General features: G+C 49.5%; 12 protein-coding genes. 3 read left to right on the forward strand and 9 right to left on the reverse strand.

The features are described 5' to 3' along the window. Nucleotides 1-912 (reverse strand): LGFP repeat-containing protein (locus DSM100238_RS06225; RefSeq protein WP_240812383.1); only part of this gene is annotated, 912 nt, incomplete at its 3' end. Between the two features lie 152 nt (nt 913-1,064). Continuing rightward, nucleotides 1,065-1,334: a hypothetical protein gene (locus DSM100238_RS06230; RefSeq protein WP_152355828.1), complete on the reverse strand. Its 270-nt coding sequence runs from the start codon at nt 1,332-1,334 to the stop codon at nt 1,065-1,067. A 688-nt stretch (nt 1,335-2,022) separates the two neighbouring features. Here DSM100238_RS06230 and DSM100238_RS06235 point away from each other — a divergent pair. Next, nucleotides 2,023-4,458, forward strand: a complete 2,436-nt coding sequence (locus DSM100238_RS06235) for an RICIN domain-containing protein (protein WP_240812384.1) — start codon at nt 2,023-2,025, stop codon at nt 4,456-4,458. 101 nt (nt 4,459-4,559) lie between these two features. Here the strand turns inward: DSM100238_RS06235 and DSM100238_RS06240 are convergent, their stop codons facing one another. From DSM100238_RS06240 to DSM100238_RS06265, 6 genes are all read right to left on the reverse strand, one after another. Further along, complete coding sequence (locus tag DSM100238_RS06240) at nt 4,560-5,519, reverse strand: glycosyltransferase family 2 protein (RefSeq protein WP_205730701.1); 960 nt, start codon at nt 5,517-5,519, stop codon at nt 4,560-4,562. 141 nt (nt 5,520-5,660) lie between these two features. Next, the gene (locus DSM100238_RS06245; RefSeq protein ID WP_152355830.1) at nt 5,661-6,848 is read right to left on the reverse strand and encodes a nucleotide sugar dehydrogenase; all 1,188 of its coding nucleotides are present in this window, start codon (nt 6,846-6,848) and stop codon (nt 5,661-5,663) included. A 72-nt stretch (nt 6,849-6,920) separates the two neighbouring features. Then, nucleotides 6,921-8,852: a DUF6020 family protein gene (locus DSM100238_RS06250; RefSeq protein WP_152355831.1), complete on the reverse strand. Its 1,932-nt coding sequence runs from the start codon at nt 8,850-8,852 to the stop codon at nt 6,921-6,923. A gap of 100 nt (nt 8,853-8,952) precedes the next feature. Beyond that, nucleotides 8,953-10,995 carry a DUF6020 family protein gene (locus DSM100238_RS06255; protein ID WP_152355832.1) on the reverse strand — a complete coding sequence of 681 codons (2,043 nt, stop codon included), beginning with the start codon at nt 10,993-10,995 and terminating at the stop codon, nt 8,953-8,955. Between the two features lie 38 nt (nt 10,996-11,033). Then, complete coding sequence (locus tag DSM100238_RS06260) at nt 11,034-12,839, reverse strand: DUF6020 family protein (RefSeq protein ID WP_152355833.1); 1,806 nt, start codon at nt 12,837-12,839, stop codon at nt 11,034-11,036. After that, on the reverse strand, nt 12,836-16,300 hold the full coding sequence (locus DSM100238_RS06265) for a DUF4422 domain-containing protein (protein ID WP_240812385.1): 3,465 nt from the start codon (nt 16,298-16,300) through the stop codon (nt 12,836-12,838). The genes DSM100238_RS06260 and DSM100238_RS06265 overlap by 4 nt, the downstream gene beginning before the upstream one ends. A 188-nt stretch (nt 16,301-16,488) precedes the next feature. Here DSM100238_RS06265 and DSM100238_RS06270 point away from each other — a divergent pair, with 188 nt between their 5' ends. Next, a complete protein-coding gene (locus DSM100238_RS06270) occupies nt 16,489-17,916 on the forward strand; it encodes a glycosyltransferase family 2 protein (RefSeq protein ID WP_152355834.1) in 1,428 nt (475 codons plus the stop codon). A gap of 42 nt (nt 17,917-17,958) precedes the next feature. On the opposite strand, the gene DSM100238_RS06275 is transcribed toward DSM100238_RS06270, so the two are convergent. Beyond that, entirely contained in the window at nt 17,959-18,168 is a 210-nt protein-coding gene (locus tag DSM100238_RS06275; protein WP_152355835.1) for a hypothetical protein, read from the reverse strand. 454 nt (nt 18,169-18,622) lie between these two features. Here DSM100238_RS06275 and DSM100238_RS06280 point away from each other — a divergent pair, with 454 nt between their 5' ends. Then, a complete protein-coding gene (locus tag DSM100238_RS06280; RefSeq protein WP_152355836.1) occupies nt 18,623-20,266 on the forward strand; it encodes an AAA family ATPase in 1,644 nt (547 codons plus the stop codon). Nucleotides 20,267-20,638: the final 372 nt, after the last annotated feature.

Below are 20,638 nucleotides of genomic sequence, written 5' to 3' on the forward strand. Positions count from 1 at the left end.
GCCTTTGACGGTGAGTTCGTCTCCGGTGGGCCAGCCGAGCCAGCCGTTCTGCCAGCCGTGGGCGCTCCAGTATTGTTGGATGGCTCCTGTGGTGAAGCGGGCTCCGGTGCGTGGGGACCAGTGGATCTGTCCGTATTGGAAGACTTGGGATGCCCCGCCGTTGAGTTTGATTTCGTCGGTGGTGGGGAAGCCGAGTTTGCTTTGTTCGTAGGCGATGTGTGCGTATTCGCCTAGGATGCCGCCTTTGATGGCGTGTGCTCCGGTGCTGTTGGACCAGAAGAGGGTGCCGTGTTGGAAGGTCTGGGATGCGCCGCCTTTGACGGTGAGTTCGTCTCCGGTGGGCCAGCCGAGCCAGCCGTTCTGCCAGCCGTGGGCGCTCCAGTATTGTTGGATGGCTCCTGTGGTGAAGCGGGCTCCGGTGCGTGGGGACCAGTGGATCTGCCCATTCTGGAATGCCTGGGATGCCCCGCCGTTGAGTTTCATCCCGTCGTTGACCGGGAAGCCGAGGACTTGTAAATGCTTCTGGTAGCAGCTGTCGATATTGGAAGCCACTGCGTGAACTTTGGTGTTGGCGGACCAATAGACGGTGCCATGCTGATATGTGCGCATAGCGCCCTCGCTGCGAGCTGTGATGGCGGTAATCTCACCTGTTGGTGTGCCAAGCCATGTGTGTGCGGCGGCGTATACGTTGATTGCGCCATTGGACGGATCCGTATTCGTGGGTCGCCCTGGATTCGTTTCCGTGGGTTGGCCTGTTTCCGCGGACTGGCCAGAATCCGGTTCAGTGGGTTGGCTTGTATGTGTTTCCGTGGATTGGCCTGTTCCCGTGGACTTGCCCGGATCCGTTTCCGTAGGTTGGCTCGAGGTCGTCTCGGAGCTTTCGCTGGTTGGCTGTTGTTGTGTAGGCGCCATGGCGTCTGTTGCATGTGCCTGTTGCATCGGAGCTGTAGTCAGCCCAAGGCATAAGACCGCAATGCAGGTTGTCGCGACTGCTGCTACCCAGCGAGTTGACCGAGTGCCGGTCACCATTTGTTTCTTCTTCATTGTTCTCCCCCGTGACTTGTTCAGTCTTTACTGGTGATGTACAAATCAAGCCCGCTGCGTGTGTTGTATGTCCATTGGGCGGAATAACCGTCCCAGCTGATGGATACCATGCTGGGGTTGTCCTGCTTCTTGAGCATTTCTGCAGTGTAGTTCGCGGGAATGTTCAAGTGATTGGCGACGCATGTAAAGGTGGAGAAATCCGAAGCGTTCCCTGAGAAGACGGTTAGTGACTTGCCGCCGTCTTCGAGCACAAGAGCCTCGGTCGTGGTGGCAGTTTCATCGAATGCCACGCCTTTGTCACATGCTTGATATGCTTCGTTGAGCGATTTCGCCATTTTGGTAGAGGTAGGAGGACCGGAAGGTTGCGGTGTTGTAGCCGACGATTGAGTGCTCCCTGGCGTAGGCTGAGCGGCGTGATCGTCTATTTTGGAATAATGCACGAATATCAAGGCGACCATGACGCAGATAACGATGAGCGTGGCACCTATAGCCAAGCCCAATGTTCTTCGACGGTTCCCCATATGTCCCCTCTTCCCAATGCCATTGCTGGCAGACGGTGAATCCCTTGCGATTCGCCATCCTACTTTCCGGCGTTGTCATTCAGGCAATAGAGCGATTCATCTGCTCTCATGGCGGAATCGAAAAGAACGGGATATCTCGGTGGCGATACGTCGGATTCGTGAATACCATATATGTATATGTGTGCCCTGATTCGGAGCGAAGTCTTCGCATACGGAGTCACCGGTGAGAGGCGGAGGAAAGGAACACTTCTACATGGCTTGGAAGAGAATGCGGTCAGTCGTGGCGACAGTGTCTGCGACAATGATTTGCGCGGGGGTGCTTGCTTCATGCGGAACATCAGGTTCTGCAGCGGGTAAGGTGGTTGATACGGTGCTATCCGCGTCGGAATCATCGGACGGAGCCAGTAGCGTTTCGGCGGTTACTGCCGCTGGAAATACGTCTGATGCGACTGATGCCATGCCGGGAAACCCTTCTCAGGAGCTGCCGGACTCGGTGGATTCGTCGATTCCGAACAATGCGACTGTGGTTTCTTCAGATCTTGCTGTTACCAAAGATGGTACAGTGAAGGATCTCGAGACCGGTGAGACCGTGACTGATCCTAAGATTGTCGGAACTGAAGATACGCCCCCGGATCCGCTCGCCAAGACCAACGGACAGCGGTTCATTCCAGTGTCGGTGAACACCGTGCGCAAAGCAATCGAGAAGCAGACGAATACTGAGACCTCGGCATCGAAGTCAACAACACTGTCATCCGCAGGTTCAAGTGTGATGTCTGCCGTGTTGAAATCCAGCACGAAGGCGTCGGTGAAGCAGACTGCGTTGCAGAACAATAGCTACGGAGCATACTGGGGAACCTACGGCGGTACACAAGCGTTCTTTGAAAAAGGCGGCACGCTGTTTGCCCAGAATGCTCAAGGTGTAATTGACGTTTCGGAGCATAATGGAACCATCGATTGGGCGAAAGCGAAGGCCAATGGGGTACAGGGGGTGATTATCCGCCTCGGCTTTGGTTGGGGGAACCGCTTGGATTATCAAGCGCAACGAAATATTAGTGAGTGCAAACGGCTCGGTATTCCGTTTGGTATTTACTGGTATTCGTATGCGTATCAGAATGATCAGGCGCAACGTGAAGCTGAGACGCTGGTTTCGCAACTGCGAGAGCTCGGTGTCAGCCCTTCAGATTTGTCATACCCCGTATTCTATGACTTGGAGAAGTGGGTGTGGAGCGGGCACAACCCGCCGACCAGTCCATCGGTCTATCAAGGTCTTGTGAGCACCTGGTGGTCGCATCTCAACTCAGCTGGATTCACAAACCTGAGCGTCTACTCATATACCAGTTATCTCAACGGACCGTTGAACACGAATGATATCCATTCCAAGACTCGCTGGGCTGCTAGCTATGGTTCACATGTGGGTTTCGCTTTTGCTAACGGTGTTCGTGGATGGCAGTATTCGGACAATGGGACAATTCCGGGTATTTCCGGTCGTGTGGATTTGAACGCCTTTGGCAATGTCTATGATGTCCGCACGCTGTCCGCAGTCACCATTCCCAACGGCACGTATTACATCAATTCGATGGTGAAAGATTCGTCCGGCATCGATATCCCTGGTGCGTCCACAAGCAACGGGGCGCGGACCCAGTTGTATCAGGCTAACGGTTCATCGGCACAGAAGTTCGTATTCACGAAGCAAAGTGACGGCAGCTATGTGATTACCAATGCGTTGAGTGGCAAAGCGCTCGATGTCGCTAGTGGTCTGGCCGGTGATGGCACAGTGGTTCAGCAATACACACCGAATGGGACCAAGGCGCAACGCTGGTATATCAGGGATACCGGATCGGGGTATTGCATCCAGTCAGCACTGGGCAATTGGGTACTTGATATTGCCAACGGCTCATCGGCCAATGGAACCAGTATCCGCCTGTATACTCCGAATGCAAGCAAAGCCCAGAAATTCACCTTGTCTTCGGCTACCGCTGCAATTCCGACCAATGTCAGTCTCAAAATCTCTTCCGTGGAGAACACATCATTGACTATGGATGTGCCTGGCGCTTCCACCAAGAACGGGACGAGGATGCAGATATACCAGGCGAATGGGTCTGATGCACAGATATTCAATGCGCAACAGGTGGGCAATGGAGTATATAGTCTCACAAACGCTGCTTCTGGAAAAGTGTTGGATGTTGCCGGGGCATCCACTGCCAATGGGGGTGTTGTACAGCAGTATGCGTCGAACGGTACTGCTGCACAGCACTGGTCACTTATCGATTATGGCAGTGGCAAGATTTCGTTGACCAGCAATGCTTCTGGCAAGGCGGTCGATATTCCCGCTGGTAATGCCTCGTCATCAGTCAAACTGCAGATTTATTCCGCGAACGGAACGAAAGCTCAACAGTGGACGGTGACGAAAGTCAAAAGCGAGCGTGATAAGCTCAATGATCTCGCCGCTCAAAATAAGGGCGTGCTCTCTGACGGTACGGTGACCATGGTGTCTGCGCTTTCAGCTTCCAAAGCCCTTGATGTGTCCGGTGCGTCACGTTCGAGTTGCGCTAACGTTCAGCTGTACCAATCCAATGGTACGGGAGCGCAGCGTTGGGTTGTTTCGCACGACAGTCAAGGCTACGTTACACTGCGCAATGCTGCTTCGGGCAAGGTACTCGATATTGCTGGTGCGTCCACCGCGAATGGTGCGAACGTGCAGCAGTATGCGTCGAATAACACATGGGCGCAGAAGTGGATCGCCGTCTCTAATGGCGATGGTACGGTTACTCTGCATTCGGCTCTGAAGTATGGTCTTGTGCTTGATGTTGCGGGTGCGTCGAGAGCGAATGGTGCGAACGTGCAGGTGTATGCGTCGAATGGTACCAAGGCGCAACGCTGGGTACGGAAGTGACCATGTAGAGTGCATAGAAGACGCAGAAGAGCAGTCTTCTATGCGGGAATAAGCTTGTGGGCGGCGTCATTGGCGCCGCCCACAAGCTTTCTATGTTACTGTCAATCGATCTCGTGTCGGTTGGACAGATGCCGTTTGAGATACGCGAAACGGTTGGCTTCGAGAATAAAAGTCTTCCTGTCGTTCTTAGCCATGACGTCAAGGATGATTCCTGCGACAATGAGCAGCAGTCCTGCAATGACCAGCATGACCGCGCCGATGAGTGTGGGGAACCGAGCGACCATACCTGTCGCCCAGAACTCCGACGCCACTTGTCCACAGAGGATGATCCCGATAATTCCGATAATCGAGCCTAATCCGCCGAAGAAGGGGAGCGGCTTGTATTCGCGGATCATGCGGAAGATTGTGGACATAACCTTCGCACCGTCGCCGACAGTGTTGAGCTTGCTGACGGATCCGGCGGGACGGTCCCGGTATTGAATAGGCATTTCGTAGAGACGGAGATTGTTGTTGAGCGAATGAATCGTCATCTCTGTCTCGATCTCGAAGCCGCGCGACAAGACTGGGTAGGTTTTCACGAATCCAAAGGAGAACGCGCGGTACCCGGTCATGATGTCAGTGACGTGGGCGCCGAACAGGCCGTTGATCGAGCCACGAACCAGCCGGTTTCCGAAGTTGTGGAATGGTCGCTTGTTCTCTTGGAAGTACGTGGAGCTCAGACGGTCGCCGATCACCATGTCGTAGCCTTCAAGAATCTTCTCAACCATGGCTGGGGCCGCGTCTGCTGGATACGTGTCGTCGCCGTCCGCCATCACGTACACATCGGCATCGATGTCTTCGAACATGGCCCGGATAACGTTGCCCTTGCCTTGCCGCGGTTCTTTGCGGACGATTGCGCCTTCGGCGGTAGCGATTTCCGCGGTGCGGTCGGTGGAGTTATTGTCATACACATACACGTCCGCACCTGGCAACGCGGCCTTGAAATCACGCACTACCTTGCCGATGGTGATTTCCTCGTTATAGCACGGCAGAAGCACCGCGACCCTCGTATTCTCTTGCACGGATACAACTATAGCGGGTGTCCTTCACAAGCGCGTAAGAGCTTAGATCTCTATAAATAATATGTAGTCGCAATCAGAAGTAATATAGACAGTTCTTGTTTGTCTAATGACGTGGCGTGACGTAGTGATGTTGATGTGTAACTACTCCTGATGCCACAAATCACGCGTAAAAAGCTTGTCCTGTACGTCAGCGAGTTCCGGCGTGTACCGGTTGCAGACGATGAGATCGCATTCGCATTTGAACTGGGCGAGATCATGGATGACCGGATGACCTTGATACGTGTCGTCCTCAATCATCGGTTCGTAGATCGCATAGGGTACGTGGGCGGCATCAAGTCGTTCCATGACACCTTGGATGGAACTCTGCCGGAAATTATCTGATCCGGCTTTCATGACCAACCGGTAGATTCCGGCTTGCCGCGGTTTACGTTCGATGATCTTCTGAGCAATGAAGTCTTTCCTCGTGTCGTTTGCTGTGACGACCGCTTGGATTAGATTCTGAGGAACATCCTTGAAGTTTGCGAGGAGTTGCTTGGAATCCTTCGGCAAGCAATATCCGCCATAGCCGAAGGACGGATTGTTGTAGAAGTCACCGACACGCGGGTCAAGGCAGACGCCACGGATAATGCTGGCCGTATCCAGACCACGTGATTCAGCATACGTGTCAAGCTCATTGAAATACGCGACACGCAATGCCAGATAGGTATTCGCGAACAGTTTGATGGCTTCCGCCTCGGTGGAGCCGGTGATGAGTGTCGGAATATCCTGCTCAACAGCACCTTCGGCAAGCAGAGAAGCGAATCCCTTTGCCTTCGTTTGCTGCTCTTCCGAACTGTCGCGCGGAATACCGACTACGATGCGTGACGGATGCAGGTTGTCATATAATGCTTTGCCCTCACGCAGAAACTCGGGGGAGAACGCGATATTGAGTGTAGGGTACAGGGAACGGATGTGCTCGGTATAGCCGACAGGAATGGTGGATTTGATGATGATGCATGCCGTGCAGGAGCGTTGCACGAGTTCGTCGAGGACCGATTCGATGGAGCTGGTGTTGAAGAAGTTGCGTTGCTCGTCGTAATCGGTCGGGGTGGCAATCACCACGTAATCGGGATGGGCATAGGCCCAATTCGTGTCGAGGCCGGCGTGGAGATTGAGTTTTCCCGACGCGAGGAATTCGCTGATCTCTTTGTCCTTGATAGGGGAGATGCCATGATTGATTAGGTCGATCTTCCGCTCGACAATATCCAAGGCTCGAACCTCATTGTGCTGGGCCAGCAGGCAAGACAACGAAAGACCGACATAACCGGTACCGACAACGCTTATTCTCATAATCATTATGATAGCTTCTAGACGGATAATGCTGGGATGCGTGCGGCCTTTGCAGCATGATGCTGGACGGCGTCAATTTGTTGCGGATTGATTAATGTCATGCGGCAACTTCGACTTGACTGATGTGCGAGTGACTGAACCGTCTCGTATCATGTCACCGAAGTCTGCTGCTCGGGTGCCAATGTTGTCGCGTGCGAACGTGCTCAACATCAACATCATCATGATTGGCACAATGATAACGAGCATGAACATGTATCGGCTTCCCGTCGGCTTGAGGGGCAGTGAAATGCCACTTGGAATCAATGAGAGAAGTGTCAGCATCATCGGTGCGAACAGCCAGAACATTTTCGTGAACTTGCCGCCGCGAATCGTCGCATACAACATCATCATGGGCAGAATGAATGTCCACATCGACTGCACCATTAATGTATTCGCCACAGGCAGTTCTTTGAACATATCAATCGCCTTGTCTATTGCCGCGCTATTCCTGACTGTATGAGTCTCAAAGTCAGGCATGTTCACGGAAACATAACCCGGAATCGCTGTTTCAGTTGTGAAATTCATATATGTCGGTGTCCGGTGTTGATATGAATATTCCAAACTGTGGGCTTCCACTTTGTCATGTATGTGAAGCCAAGTATCCGACATATATTGACTTGGGTCAGGCTCGGACGACTTCCGGGTTGCAAACCAGCCGCTCTCCATGCAGAGGAACGCTTGAAGATAACTGTCAGGGTGGCGTAATCCCATAGAGATCCACGCCCGGACATATTGATTCTGATATGACGGATCTCCCAATTCCAAATGGATGATAGGGTCGGCAAGATATGGGTTGTATTGTTGTGGCATCTCGTCGAATGACACCATATTGAAACCATCAATTGCAATGCGCTCTGTAGACGTTACATCGTCATGGAACTGCGACGAATATCGTGCAGTCATCTGCATTGGCAGAATAAACATCTGATGCGCATCGCTCTTTTGAACTGGATACGGTGTGGGGATAACCGCGGGGAATACCAGCTGGCAGAACACGACAAGCACTGCACTTGCTATGGTGCAGCCTATCCTGCGGACGCGGCCCGGAACGAAGAACATCGCCGCCAGCAAAGACAGCGCAGTGATATACATGCCAGTTGCAGTGGTGAGTGCATTGCCAATGCTCAGTAATCCGAATAATATCGCTGGCCACGGGCGTGATAACGCCGTACCATGCGTCAGCGCAACGTCGAAATACATCAATAGCCAAGGCACTAGAAACAGCGCATGCACACTGTCTTTGACGAGACCGCAATAGAAAGTGGGGAAGAAAGGGAAGAACGCGAAAAAGAGAAGCAACAGTGCACGGGCGATGCATCCCGTACCATGTGAGCGGAACCATTCGACCGCATATGAAAGTTCGAACGCTCCAACCATAATCTGGATGCCGATGAGAAGAGCCAGTCCTAATGCCTTGCTATTGAATAGGGCAGATCCAATCTGTGCGAACCAGCCAAACAGCAGTGTGTCAAAGAGCGGATGATGCGTTGTGATGTACTGTCCAGAGCTATCAAGAACCTGATAACCAAAGAATTGCAGAATCTGGTCACCTGTGTCATACCACAAAGTTCCTGGATAATACCAGTAGACATAAGGCGACCATGCCAACAGGAGGAAGATGCCGCTGAGAAGCGTGCGCAGCGTGGACCATCGGAACCCCGTATAACGTATGGCTGAAGAGCATATGGGAATGCCGGTGGTTGGCGAGGCGACTGAGGTACGCGCCAAACGGGAACTCCACAGCCGATACACGTGATACATAATCTCGAAGAACACAAGCAACATGACGCCATATCTCAAGCCGTCGCGTGTGACCATCCATGTGAAATCCAATCTCGCTTCACAAGCGATCTGATTCGCATAAGCAACGATTTGTCCCGAGAGAAGCGCCATGATGATGCAGAAAATCACGCGAACAATGGAACTCGCAGTTATATGTCGTTGCAAGCGACCATGTGCTGGCATCCATACATTCTGAAGGCACGATTTGCGTATGCCGTTTGTGATGTTTTTGGTTTCGCACATAGTTTCAAGTTTTCTCAATACTCTGTAGCCGATTAAACTATCAATGGCGTGATAACATCTTCTTCGCATTCTCATCTGGAGCGCTCTGCTCTCTGTCAAGTATGCCATGTTCGATACCATCCAGATTTCCACTGGAATCGGACGAGAAGTTGCGATTTACCGTAATCCAAGGAAGGCACAGTAATGTTGGTATTGAAATGAATAATGGGAATATATATCGTCCGCACATTACTGGCGCCAACAGAAGGCTACACCAGTATAACGCTGCGTAGCCCCATGCAATGAGTAGTATCAGTGGACTGGGTTTTGATGTGGAGATGTCAGGCTTTGCTTCCCCTCCTGTGTGATGCTCTTGAGCGTGTAACGTTTGTCGATGATGCTTCGTGTTGGGAAGACGATTTGCGAATTTGCGTCTGCTGCAAATGAGAGCGCAGGAGATTAGTAGTACGTAAAAAACGAGCGCAGGCGAAACCCACGGAACCAGTAAGGAATATCCAGAGAAAGTGCGGCCTGATTGCTTGGCGGCTGCAATGCGCGGAGCATAGAATTCCGCGGCATCAGTAAACCACTTCACAAGCCATTGCGGTTTCCAAGATTGGTGATAGTCCTGAGGTTGTTGGTTCTCCGATGCCACATCGAGTGTCACATTGAATTCATTCCAGGGGGCTAGACCTGACCAACGGTTATCGGCGAGCGAAGTCGGATAAATATAGCCGGCAGTATCCCACAGCATTGCTGTGAGATACCGGTATGGGTGGTGAATGGCAAAGCTGAAGTACAACTTTACATAACCTGTCATGTCTTGTTTCACCGCATCAGAAATCAGAGCAGCCTTGGATGGGTCGGCAAGGGGCTCAAGATAGCCGGTGCCTGTGTCACTGTTGTAGTAGCGCCCGATGCCTGCCATACCCTCCCAGGGTTTATCACTGTTGAGACCTGCATCAAGAGCCTGTAAATCATAGTACTTTCCGACTTCATCGATGTCTTGTTTGCTGAGCTCGGCGTGGTCGTACATATATGTCGCGACTATTTGTTGGCTGGGCAAGGAAAGCTGATCCATCACGGTGTTTTCCCGTATGGTGAACGTGGCGCCTAGGCAGGCGGGGAAAAGTATTGTCACAGACAACACAAGAATGGCAACAAGCGACATCTGCCATCTGACGGGCTTCATCCTACGGACAAAAAAGAGAATAATAAAAACAATAATGAAAATGTAGAGTCCTTGTTTTCGCATGAGTGACATCCCCAAAGCGCTGAAAAACAGGGCAGAGCATTTTTTCAATGATTTCAAGGCAGTGGGAGTTTGAAGCATGTTAATAATGCAAAGCAGTGTCATTATGAAAAAACTTGCGAACATGCTGTCTTTTGAAGTGGTCATTACGTAGGTCTGCACGTAGGGATTGATGATAATCATAAAATGACAAATCACCGCTACAATGGGTGGGCATCCCCAAGAAATAACCTGTTGCAACGAGAGGCTCAGTGCGAAGGCAAGCAGTAAAGCTTGAATAATGCAGTAGATAAAGACTCCTGCACTCAAATTAGAGAATAAAGCCTGCCCGATTTGCATGCAACCAGCCAGTACGAGTGTGTGAGCAAGTGGCCAGTGTGCGTCGAGCTCATGATTGTTGAAGAGTGCGTGTAGTTGCAATGGCGCGTCACTGGAGTAATTTCCGGGGAAGAAGGCTATGGCGGCAGGAATCCAAAGTACAAGAATAATGATGAATACAGTGATTCGTAGAAGGGCTGGTTTTGTCGTGCGGATTTGAGATGACAACAGGATGAGTAGGCTGTATTTACGTGTTTTTCTTGGGCGCCAGTAACTATTCCAGAGCGCCAAACAGAGGAGCGATATGAACGTCGCAATAAGCGTAATTGCGATGGCAGATAGCCACAGCAGCGCAGAGCCGAAATTCGGAGCACCCGCTGTGTGATAGAACTCCCTACCGATTGAGAGTGATGCGCCGATGATGATGCCCAAAATGGCTGATATCACGATATCCGAAGGTGAGAGATGGTAACGTCGCACGGTTAGGTCAATCATGATTGTGGAGTCATCAAGGTTGTTATCAAAGTGAGTCACGATATCTACTCTCTATTGAGAATGAAGTATATAGATACTTATTGATGCGAAGGCCGAAGTCGAGGATCTGATTGCGATGAATCCGATGGTTCGACTTCTTGATTCGTCACATTGCTGAAAGAAAGCAGTGCCTCCGTAAGCAACAGCGGTCCGATATAGAGCAACGGCAAGAGGTAGCGGCTTCCCAGCACCCAGATTGAGATTGGCGAAATCCACAATCCTGCCTCAGTCAGGAGCAAAGGAATTGCGAGAATGAAAAGAGCTAGTTTCTTTCGTTTGCCGGCAAACAGCGAGTATACGTACATCATGGGGATGATGAGCGTGTAAACGGGGGCAAGAAACAGGAGATGGATTATTGGCATCGTCTCGATACGATGATATATGTTGTCCGCTACTTGTCCGGACTTGACACTCCACCCCGTTGATGTGTATGCGCCGGGAATGGATGAAGAATCGTAATCCTTCATGAAGCTTGAATCAAGCTGGACAGCGATGGTGGAATCGCTCTTCCCAAAACCGCTTTCCAAAGCAACATATGTTTGGAAATAAGAATAGGGATGTCGCAAGCCCTCGGCGATGTAGGCTTTTTTCCAATCGCCATATGCATCTGTTGGTTCCTTGATTCTGTATTTCACCGGATCCGAGAGAAACCATTGCCAGCGTGTTGCCAGATCTGTGCAATCCAGAAGTTTGTCTATCGCTTGATACTCGTATGGAGTGATATCATCTGGATGGTCTGAAAAATATCTGGCCGTCTGCTGTAGCTGCACAGATAACATTTCGTAATGTTCCGATGGCTTTACTCCGCATAAAGGCAATACTATTTTCGGCAGAAGAACTAAGAGTATCAATAGCGATATGCACGTACTTATGGTGAGATTCCGCAGATATCGCGTTTCTTTGAGATCGTCTTTGGAATGTTTCTTTTTGTAACGTAAAACAAAAAATGCAAGTGCTGCAATTATGGAAGGAATAAGTATGTACGTTCCGAGTTTTTTTACTAAGCATGCATAGATTGTCAGCAGCGTGAACAACACGGTCTGTGTAGTTGATGAAAATATTGTCCCATCGGATCTCAATGCTGCGATGAAATATATAAACCACAACAAGAACGCTGGGGCAAACAGGGTGTCCTTTGCAAGAAATGTTGACCATACTGGAAACAGCGGACAAAGTGCGTAGAATGCAATCAAGATGTTGCGGTATAAAACCTTGACATTTCCCCTGCTATATATGAATTCTGCGGAGATGGCAAAGATGACAGCTGAAACAGCGGCTTGAACCAGAACGAAGGCGAAGAATACTAAACCTGCATTATGGATGATTTTGCCTAGCTGGGCCATGCCGCCAAATAACAGCACTGTGAAAATCGGATTGTGGTCGGAAAGCATGTTGGGCTTACCGTCAATCAGTCCAGTAAACCAGCCGATTGAGATGAGAGTATCTCCGAGAAAATTGGCGGGATATAGTGCCACGAGCCAAGGCAGCCAGCAGATAAAGATAATTAAAGCATATGAGAAGATATTCTTAATGGACAGTTTCTCTGTTGTGCGGGTACAAGAATTCTTCTTTTCAGAGGCGATAAGCGGACCGATAAGTGCCAGTGATACGAAGAATGCTGTCAATATACAAATCAGGAGTATTGTATGCCCGAGAGCATGATTGAAATTGAAATATCCATGCGTATCAATTGCATCGCAGAGTGACATAATCACCCCAGTAATGGAAGCAAAAATAACCGCTAGGATACATTGCTTCTTTGATAAAGTGATGTGGGAGAATAGACTACCCTTATCATCACCGATAGGATGCATCGAAAAGTATTTGTTACGCAAACGTGTCACCACTCCTTGACCGGGGTTGGCGCAGGATTCAGTACTTCATACATATTCCCGAATATCAGATTCGGATTGGTATAGGGTGCTGTTTCGGCAGAGAAGGTCTCAGGCCAACGTTCCATGAGTTGTCCTCTCTCCTTCTGGAACCTAATTGCTTTCGGCCCAGAAGTCTCAGGGCCGCGGGAGACAGACTCATAATGACGTAGCATTGCGGTTGGGCAGAATACAACGAGTTTTCCAATCTTTCTCACCCTATAGCAGAAGTCGACGTCGTTGTAATTGACTGCAAGATCCTCATCATAGCCTTGGACTTCCTCGAACGTCTTGCGGGAAACCATCATGCAAGCACCAGTGACGGCTGCAACGTCCCGGGCAACAATAGTGGCCTCGAAGTTTCCTGTGTTCCGATAAGGCATTTGGTAATAGAGATGACCGGGGCCATCGGGGCCGCATGCAATTCCTGCGTGCTGAATGGTATCGTCAGGGAAAAGTAGCTTTGCCCCGGTAATGCCAACGTCTTTGCGGGTGCAAGGACCCACAAGCTCCTGAATCCAATCCGGGGTAATTACCTCAGTGTCGTTGTTGAGAAGCAGGAAATAGTCGCCTTGAGCGTTACGAGCGCCAAAGTTGACGATTTGAGAGAAATTAAAGCCATGAACATCCTTGTCATACACAACCCTGATACGTGCATCGGCATGCTGAATCTTTTCATAGTATGTGAAGGTATCGTTATCGTTACTATTATTCTCGACAACAACAATTTCATAATTATGGTATGTCGTGAATTTACGAATGGACATCAGACAACGATGGAGTACAGGCACTGAATCCTTGTTGGGGATGATGATTGACACCAACGGTTCGCCATGAGTGAGTTCTTCGGATGGGAAATTGTCACTCTGTTCGGCGGCGGAAAGATCGGCGGGATTGCCATCTTCTTGATGCATCGATTCACAAGAATTCCCGAGATGATATTTCACCACGAATCTGCGCGGCGCAATCGGGGATTCTTCGACATCTGCATCGATACGTTCGCGCTCGAGATGCGTCTGAACCGCAAGCTTACTTGAGTCAAGGGTATAGCTTTTTTGTTCGGCGTTCTGAGCAGTTGAATTGCTGTGGACACGCCAGTGATAGAGCACGCGAGGCTCGTGATGAACGTATTTGGCTTGTTCACCGATGCGGAATGTCATATGCCAGTCTTGCGACCCGTCATATTCTTTGCCGGGAAGATCCAATGTATCCATGATGGACTTGCGGACGGTGAGGAAATGGCATACATAATTCATTCCCAACAGAAGATCCGGGTTCCAGTCGGGCTTAAAGAACGGCTCACGATAGGTTCCGCCGTCGTATTTATCCTCATCGCAGTACAGCATTCCCGTTTCTGGGTGTTTATTGACTGCAAGAGCATACCAATATAGAGCGTCAGGTTCGAGGAAGTCATCGTGATCCAGGAAGCACAGGAAGTCACCGGTTGCGGCAGTGATTCCGGCATTGGTGTTCAGCGTGATGCCCTGATTTTCGGGGAGACGGATTTCTTTGATTCTCTTATCCGACTTGCAGAGGGATGATACTGCTTGGTCAAGTTGGGCATCCTCGCTGGATGCGTTGACTAGTAACAATTCCCAGCTGGAATATGTCTGATTGAGTACCGATGATGCCATGTCTCTCAAGAACGAGATAGGTGTTTTGTACAGCGGTACGATGATGGAGAACTTGGGGCGTGTCTCGAATGCGACTTTACGCTGGAGCTCAAGCTCGTCGGGACGCGACTTGTGCTGATTCCGGAACCATGAGTCGTAATTACCTGCTTGGCATGCGGGAAGGGTATTCAGCTTCCATTGCATACGCATGCGCATGGCGGATGCAGCGTCGCAGTACTGGAACCCGTCCTGAGCGTCGGAATCGGGGAAATGCGCCCAAACGAAGAATGTAGATCCCGAGGGAACGCGAAGGGAATAGGATATTCTTCTTACTTGGAGTCCCGGTTGTGCTTGGGTGTCGTCGCGCAGATCTCCCATGCATACCCATTCCGAAAGATTGAAAGCCTCTCCGGAATCGTTCAAGGCTTGAATGTCGACGAATTCATGGGGGTCATTGTGCATACCGGTGATGGGGATGACAACAGATCCATGGACGATATCGGTACCATCGAGATCGGGAATGATTTGCTCAATATGTACCTGAACGTCTTCAGGGACCAGATTCTCGTCGCATCTGCGGATGGCAGACGCAACGGCATCTCGCCGTAGTGTGTTGAATCGTGATTCTGCTGCCGCGCCCTTAGGCGACAGTACAACTTGGCTATCTTCCACTGTTTTCCCATCACGCACTGCGCGAATGCTGACAGTTTGCTTGTCCCTTATTAGGGGGAGGACGAGCACCAGTTTATTGTTAATGGTGAGTAGCTTTGATGGGAGCTGATGACCGTTAAGAGAAGCTGAGGATGCGATGACACCATCGTATGCAATGTCTTCGTCGATGTTTATCAGCGAATATACTTTTCCGGTTCCGCGTGAGATGTGGGACATGCGGATTGCATTGCTGGATGACGTTTCCTGATGCTGCTTGACGGCGTCAGTGACGCTGTCGTTCGGGTTACGGAAGAACACTCTTTGCAAGTCGATCCCGTTGTAACCTTCATCATACAGATATTGCAGGTATATTCCGCACAGACGTTCGCCGAGATAGCCGGAGACGCGCCGACCAATGGCAGAATAATGAGAAATGTCTCGAAGCCGCTCGTGTTCTGCGAGAACAGAGAAAAGAAATTCGCAGTAGCGGTTGAAAATATCTTTTTTCATCACGAACATATTGCATGCGAATACTTTTTTGTTTGAAAGATATTTTTTCGCACTGCGCCAGATTTCGGGATATCGTTGACGAATGATCGCCATGCATGTATCCAAATCTTCGATGTGATGCCCCGCAGAAGCTTGATATTGCTCGTATACAGTGGCGTGGTCCAGGGCTTCAACCGGGGTTGGGGCAATGAAGTCATGGGAGGTGATGACTTTCCGCATGGTGTCTTCATTGAATCCGATCTTGGCCAGTGTCTGATCATCATTGCGATCGAAGACAACATCGCCGAAGATGAACGGTTCTTGGTGCTCCGGGAATTTTGTATCTGTAAAATTGAAGTACCTACGATAGTGCAGGAACCCATAATAATCCGCGGAAGTATTTTTCCATGCCCAGTATTGTCCAGTGAGCTCGCAATACGACTTATTCTTCTCAGATATCGTGTCTCCTTCATCATCGCGCTGCACACCGGGAAGAACAATGGGGGATAGTGCAGCACCCACGTGAATGGGCTGGAGAAGAGAGTTGTTGGGGAAGTGAATCCCTGGCTTGTGACATGATACGAAGATTTTTATATTATCAGCGCTGGAAGTCTCGGACATAACTTGTGCTTCCCTTTCTTCCGAAAACAGCTCATCTGTATCCACAATATATACGTTCAATTCGCGCACTATGATACACGAGAGTGGGTCAATAACCCAGTAGCATTGTCGTGGGCGAATATGAGGAGTGAACACAATCTACCGATGGATCAAGAAAACATATGAAGTGGCTGCGGCTGGGTGTGGGGCTATTATGCATGGCTACGTTCTATTATTATCAATACTAAAGCCGGAAGCGGAGGTGTCAAGTGCCCAGATTCTCGTTTGTCGTCATTGCGTATAACGTTGAATCCTATATTAAGGATTGTTTGCGCAGCGTGATGGCTCAAAGCCTGCGTGACATCGAAGTCGTGATTGTCGATGATTACAGTACAGATAATACGGCAGCGATAATTTCTGACACAATCAGGGGAGACCGGCGATGCAGGCTTGTACGACACAATGAGAATTGTGGTGCGCATATAGCTAGAAAGAGCGGCGTGGCACAGACTCATGGCGATTATGTCGTTTTTGTTGACGGCGACGACAGGGTAAAACCTGACCTTTGTGAACGTTTGGAAGAGGTATATCAGCATGAAAGCCCGGACATTCTCCGATTTTGTCGGGAAGTGGTTTCTCCGGAGATATCGCAAGAATCGGCACGAAAGCTTGAAGCCTCTTTCAATTGTGATACGGGTCATCGTGTAGACAATGAGATACTCTTGTCGGTATTTTCTGACGAGTATCATGTCAGAGGCACGTGGAGCGTCATCGATTGCAGCTTCAGAGGCGAGATGCTCAGACAATCTTTTCAACAGATGACGAATCACCCCATCGGAAGAATGCAGGATTCCTACGAATTTTTCGTGTTAGCCGATGCTGCAAAAAGTATGCAGGTGATGCGTGAGTATCGAGGGCTTCTGTACTCATATGGAACGGGGGTATCCGGAGACAACAGGCAGTCCTTATCGCGATTTGAAAAAGGTCAAAGCGGCATTCACAGTTCGTTGGCAGCGCTTCTCGATTACGCAAATACCCGTGATGACGAAGTCGTATCGCAGTGTGCAGGATGGATGCGGCGGACTGCGCTTTCCATCGTGGGCCGTGATTGGTCGGGCCGGTTGCCTATGTCGGAACAGATTGCCTCATTCAAGTTGTTACGGAATACTTGGGGCGATGTTGAAACGGCTTATATTATCGCCGAACCATTATCGGCAAGAGCGAGGTGGGTTTGGGACAACGGAGGATACCCCGATTACGCTGATCCGATGGTTCAGTGGGAGTTGCTATTCAGTGAATTATCGATTTCAGATGATACGGACCCATTGGTTACAGAAAAAATACGATATTGCAGCAAGTTATGTAATGCTGTTGAATATCGTGAAGATAGCCGTATAAGAGATGACATACTCATCTGGCAATCTTCTGACGCGCATATGAAGGAGATTCAGCGAGCAGCCCGACTTGAGCAGATTCGACGTTCAGCCATGCAACGCACTGTATTGGGGCGGATATTGACAGGACGTATTTCGATCCGCGCCCTTGCAGTATTGTTTCCCCAAGGTTCTAAACGTAGAAAAGTGGCTGGCAAAATCAAGAAAGCTCACGCGATGTTTGCCTCCGGTGTGTGGAAGGGGTATAGCGTGAAGACGTTATTCGTCAAAGGGCGTTCGGTGCTGCGGCGATTATCTGCATAAGCGGACTTGACTATGGATATATGGATACTGGAATCAGTTGTATCAATCGTGAAGCATATTCATATCGATAAAAACTGCGTATTGACTCCGGTCTTGCTTGGTATGAGGCTGTTTCGGCGAGCAATCCTCTATCTGCGCATACTTCTTGGTGGTCTCCCGCGACACACCCAGGCGGCGCGCTATCTCGCGCCACGGCACGCTCTTCGCGTCAAGGAGCTTGATATCTTGCTGTACTGACACCGGTTTCGTCATTCCTTTCCTTCCCGAAAGCCGTTGGAACCTGCAATTCGGGAAAAATACCGAGGTTCGCGCGGAACCGGTGCCCTCATCCCACCGAAGTGATGAAACGGACTAAAACCAACCGCTCACATGGGCTAATTCTAGATGCTCAACTGGCTCACTTCCTAATTGAAATACATGATGATAGATGACCGGATTGCTTAGTCCTTACTGGGTTGTCGGCACATCCAATGGTCTTACGGGCTTATGCAATTGATTAACGTATGTGTTTGAGTGAGTGCTGCGTTGATACTGAAATCGTGAACTGATTGGCTGTTGTGCGTGCGGCGTCCAATCGGCTTGGGAGGTTTAATGTGTCACATGGCATCCTTGTAACAAGGGGACATGTATAATATCTGTAAGTATTTCCTGTTGCAAATACAGGGGGACAGGCCTAGCGTGATGATACGAATGGAGATGGGGGCCGATGTATATTAAAAAATTATCAATGAAAAACTTCAAATCCTTCAGGAATCAACAGATTGAATTTTCACGTGGCATCAACTATTTGGTAGGGAATAACAATTCTGGTAAGAGTACCGTGATCCAAGCAATTGAGTTTGTCGGAGGGGCATTTACGGATGCGTCAAGTTTTCGGACGATTTCTGGTGACGGGAATGAAAACAGCAACGAAGATGAGAGCGGATATGTGGAATTGACTCTTGCGGATACGAATCTTGCGGGTGTCATCGATGTGTCTACCGTCGATCAGAAGAAAGCAAAGACGCTAAAGGAAGAATGCGTATACCAGGGTGATAACGGTGAGTGGTATCTCACTGTTCGCAGGTCCCTGGCTGAGCCAAAAAGAATCCAGATATTGGATAAGGAGAAACACGAATTCTCTAATAGGACTGGGATAGATGCTCCTTTCAAGGCATTGTTCTCTCCAACGGTTTTCCATGCCACTGATACGCCTGATGAGGTGATGGATTTCGGCGCCACAAAGATACTTGGTAAGTTGATAAAAGCAAAAACATCTGATTTGACTGATACAGATGAGTGGAATCAGTTCATGGATTCCTATAAAAAAGTATTTGCTGATGACGGTAAATATGCAGAACTCCTGAGAGATTTAAATTCGTCAATCTCCGATAAGACTACGCAGCAATTTGGTCCGGATATTAAGGTGTCGATTGCGTTTGATGCTCCGGAGCAGTCCCTATTCGGGAAAATGGGTCGGACAGTGGTTGACGATGGGGTCGAAACAGATTTATATCAAAAAGGCTCAGGACTTCAACGCGCCGTCGCGTTTGCGGCGATTCGTGTGTATGCCGAACAGCAGAAAGCCTCGGCGAGCACGGACTCGGATTCGCAAGAAAGTGCTCGAACGCTGCCGGGGCCGAGCTTGTTCCTTTGCGTCGATGAGCCAGAAATATGGATGCATCCCAAGGCGCAGCAGGCTCTTGCGCAAGCGCTTGCGGATATCTCACAGAACGAGCAGGTGATTGTCTCGACGCATTCTCCGTATATTTTGCAAGCGTTCAATCGAAATGTGAGTGGTAATTCGGAATCGCTGTTCATCTTCAATGACGATAAAACTAGCGAGAATCGGATTATGAAATCCACTGATTTTGGATGTGTCCATCCCAATAGGCCCAGTCTTGCGGAAATCACCTATGAGGCATTTCAGATTCCAACACCAGAATTTCATTCTGAATTGTATGGAATGTTGCAACGCAAAATTCAGAACTCACATATCTTTTCAAACGGAAATGAATCCAAGGTGACACTTAAGAAAGTGGATAATGTTCTTAGAGATCCCCGGATTGCGCTAAGTGGACAGGAGAAAAAATTATATTCAAGGTTCAATAGTGCAGGGAGAAAAAATGGTGAGTGGACGCAATGCGTGATTGCACGCGAAACACTGCCGACCTATATTCGGAATATTATTGATCATCCTGAGTCGATAAATGTGAAAGAAGAGGCAATAAAGTATTTTACTGACAATCCCTCTCAAGATGTTGATGTAGAAACATTAAAGAACCTAAGGAATGAGTATACTTATGAACAATTACAGGAGTCAATAAAAATATTATTGCGCGTTCTTCATCGAATGGATGAACTTGAATAGAATGATAAATAAAGGTTCATTTTGAAAATCGTGAAAGTATGAGACTTGGTAGTGGCGGATGCCGGATGCCGTCGAGAGGCGCTTGTAATGTGTAAGTTGAGCATGACACCTTTCGGTATAGGTATATAAGAACCAAAGTTATTGCTTTAGGCGCCTCACTCTGGTGTTGAAGACGATTATGGCTGTTCTTCTTCATCCTCGCCCCGCACAATCCACACTCCGGGGCCTTGTTCGATCGTGTTCTCATCACTCCATGAAGACGCAGGAGCCAAATCCGACACCCCCGACACGCTTACGGCCGCAACGCTGTAGGGATTATTAGCAATAACTTTGATTCCTATATGCCAGGGATGATGCTTGAGTCTTTCGACT

It is taken from the genome of Bifidobacterium apri, assembly GCF_009299485.1.
In the GTDB taxonomy this organism is placed as follows: domain Bacteria; phylum Actinomycetota; class Actinomycetes; order Actinomycetales; family Bifidobacteriaceae; genus Bifidobacterium; species Bifidobacterium apri.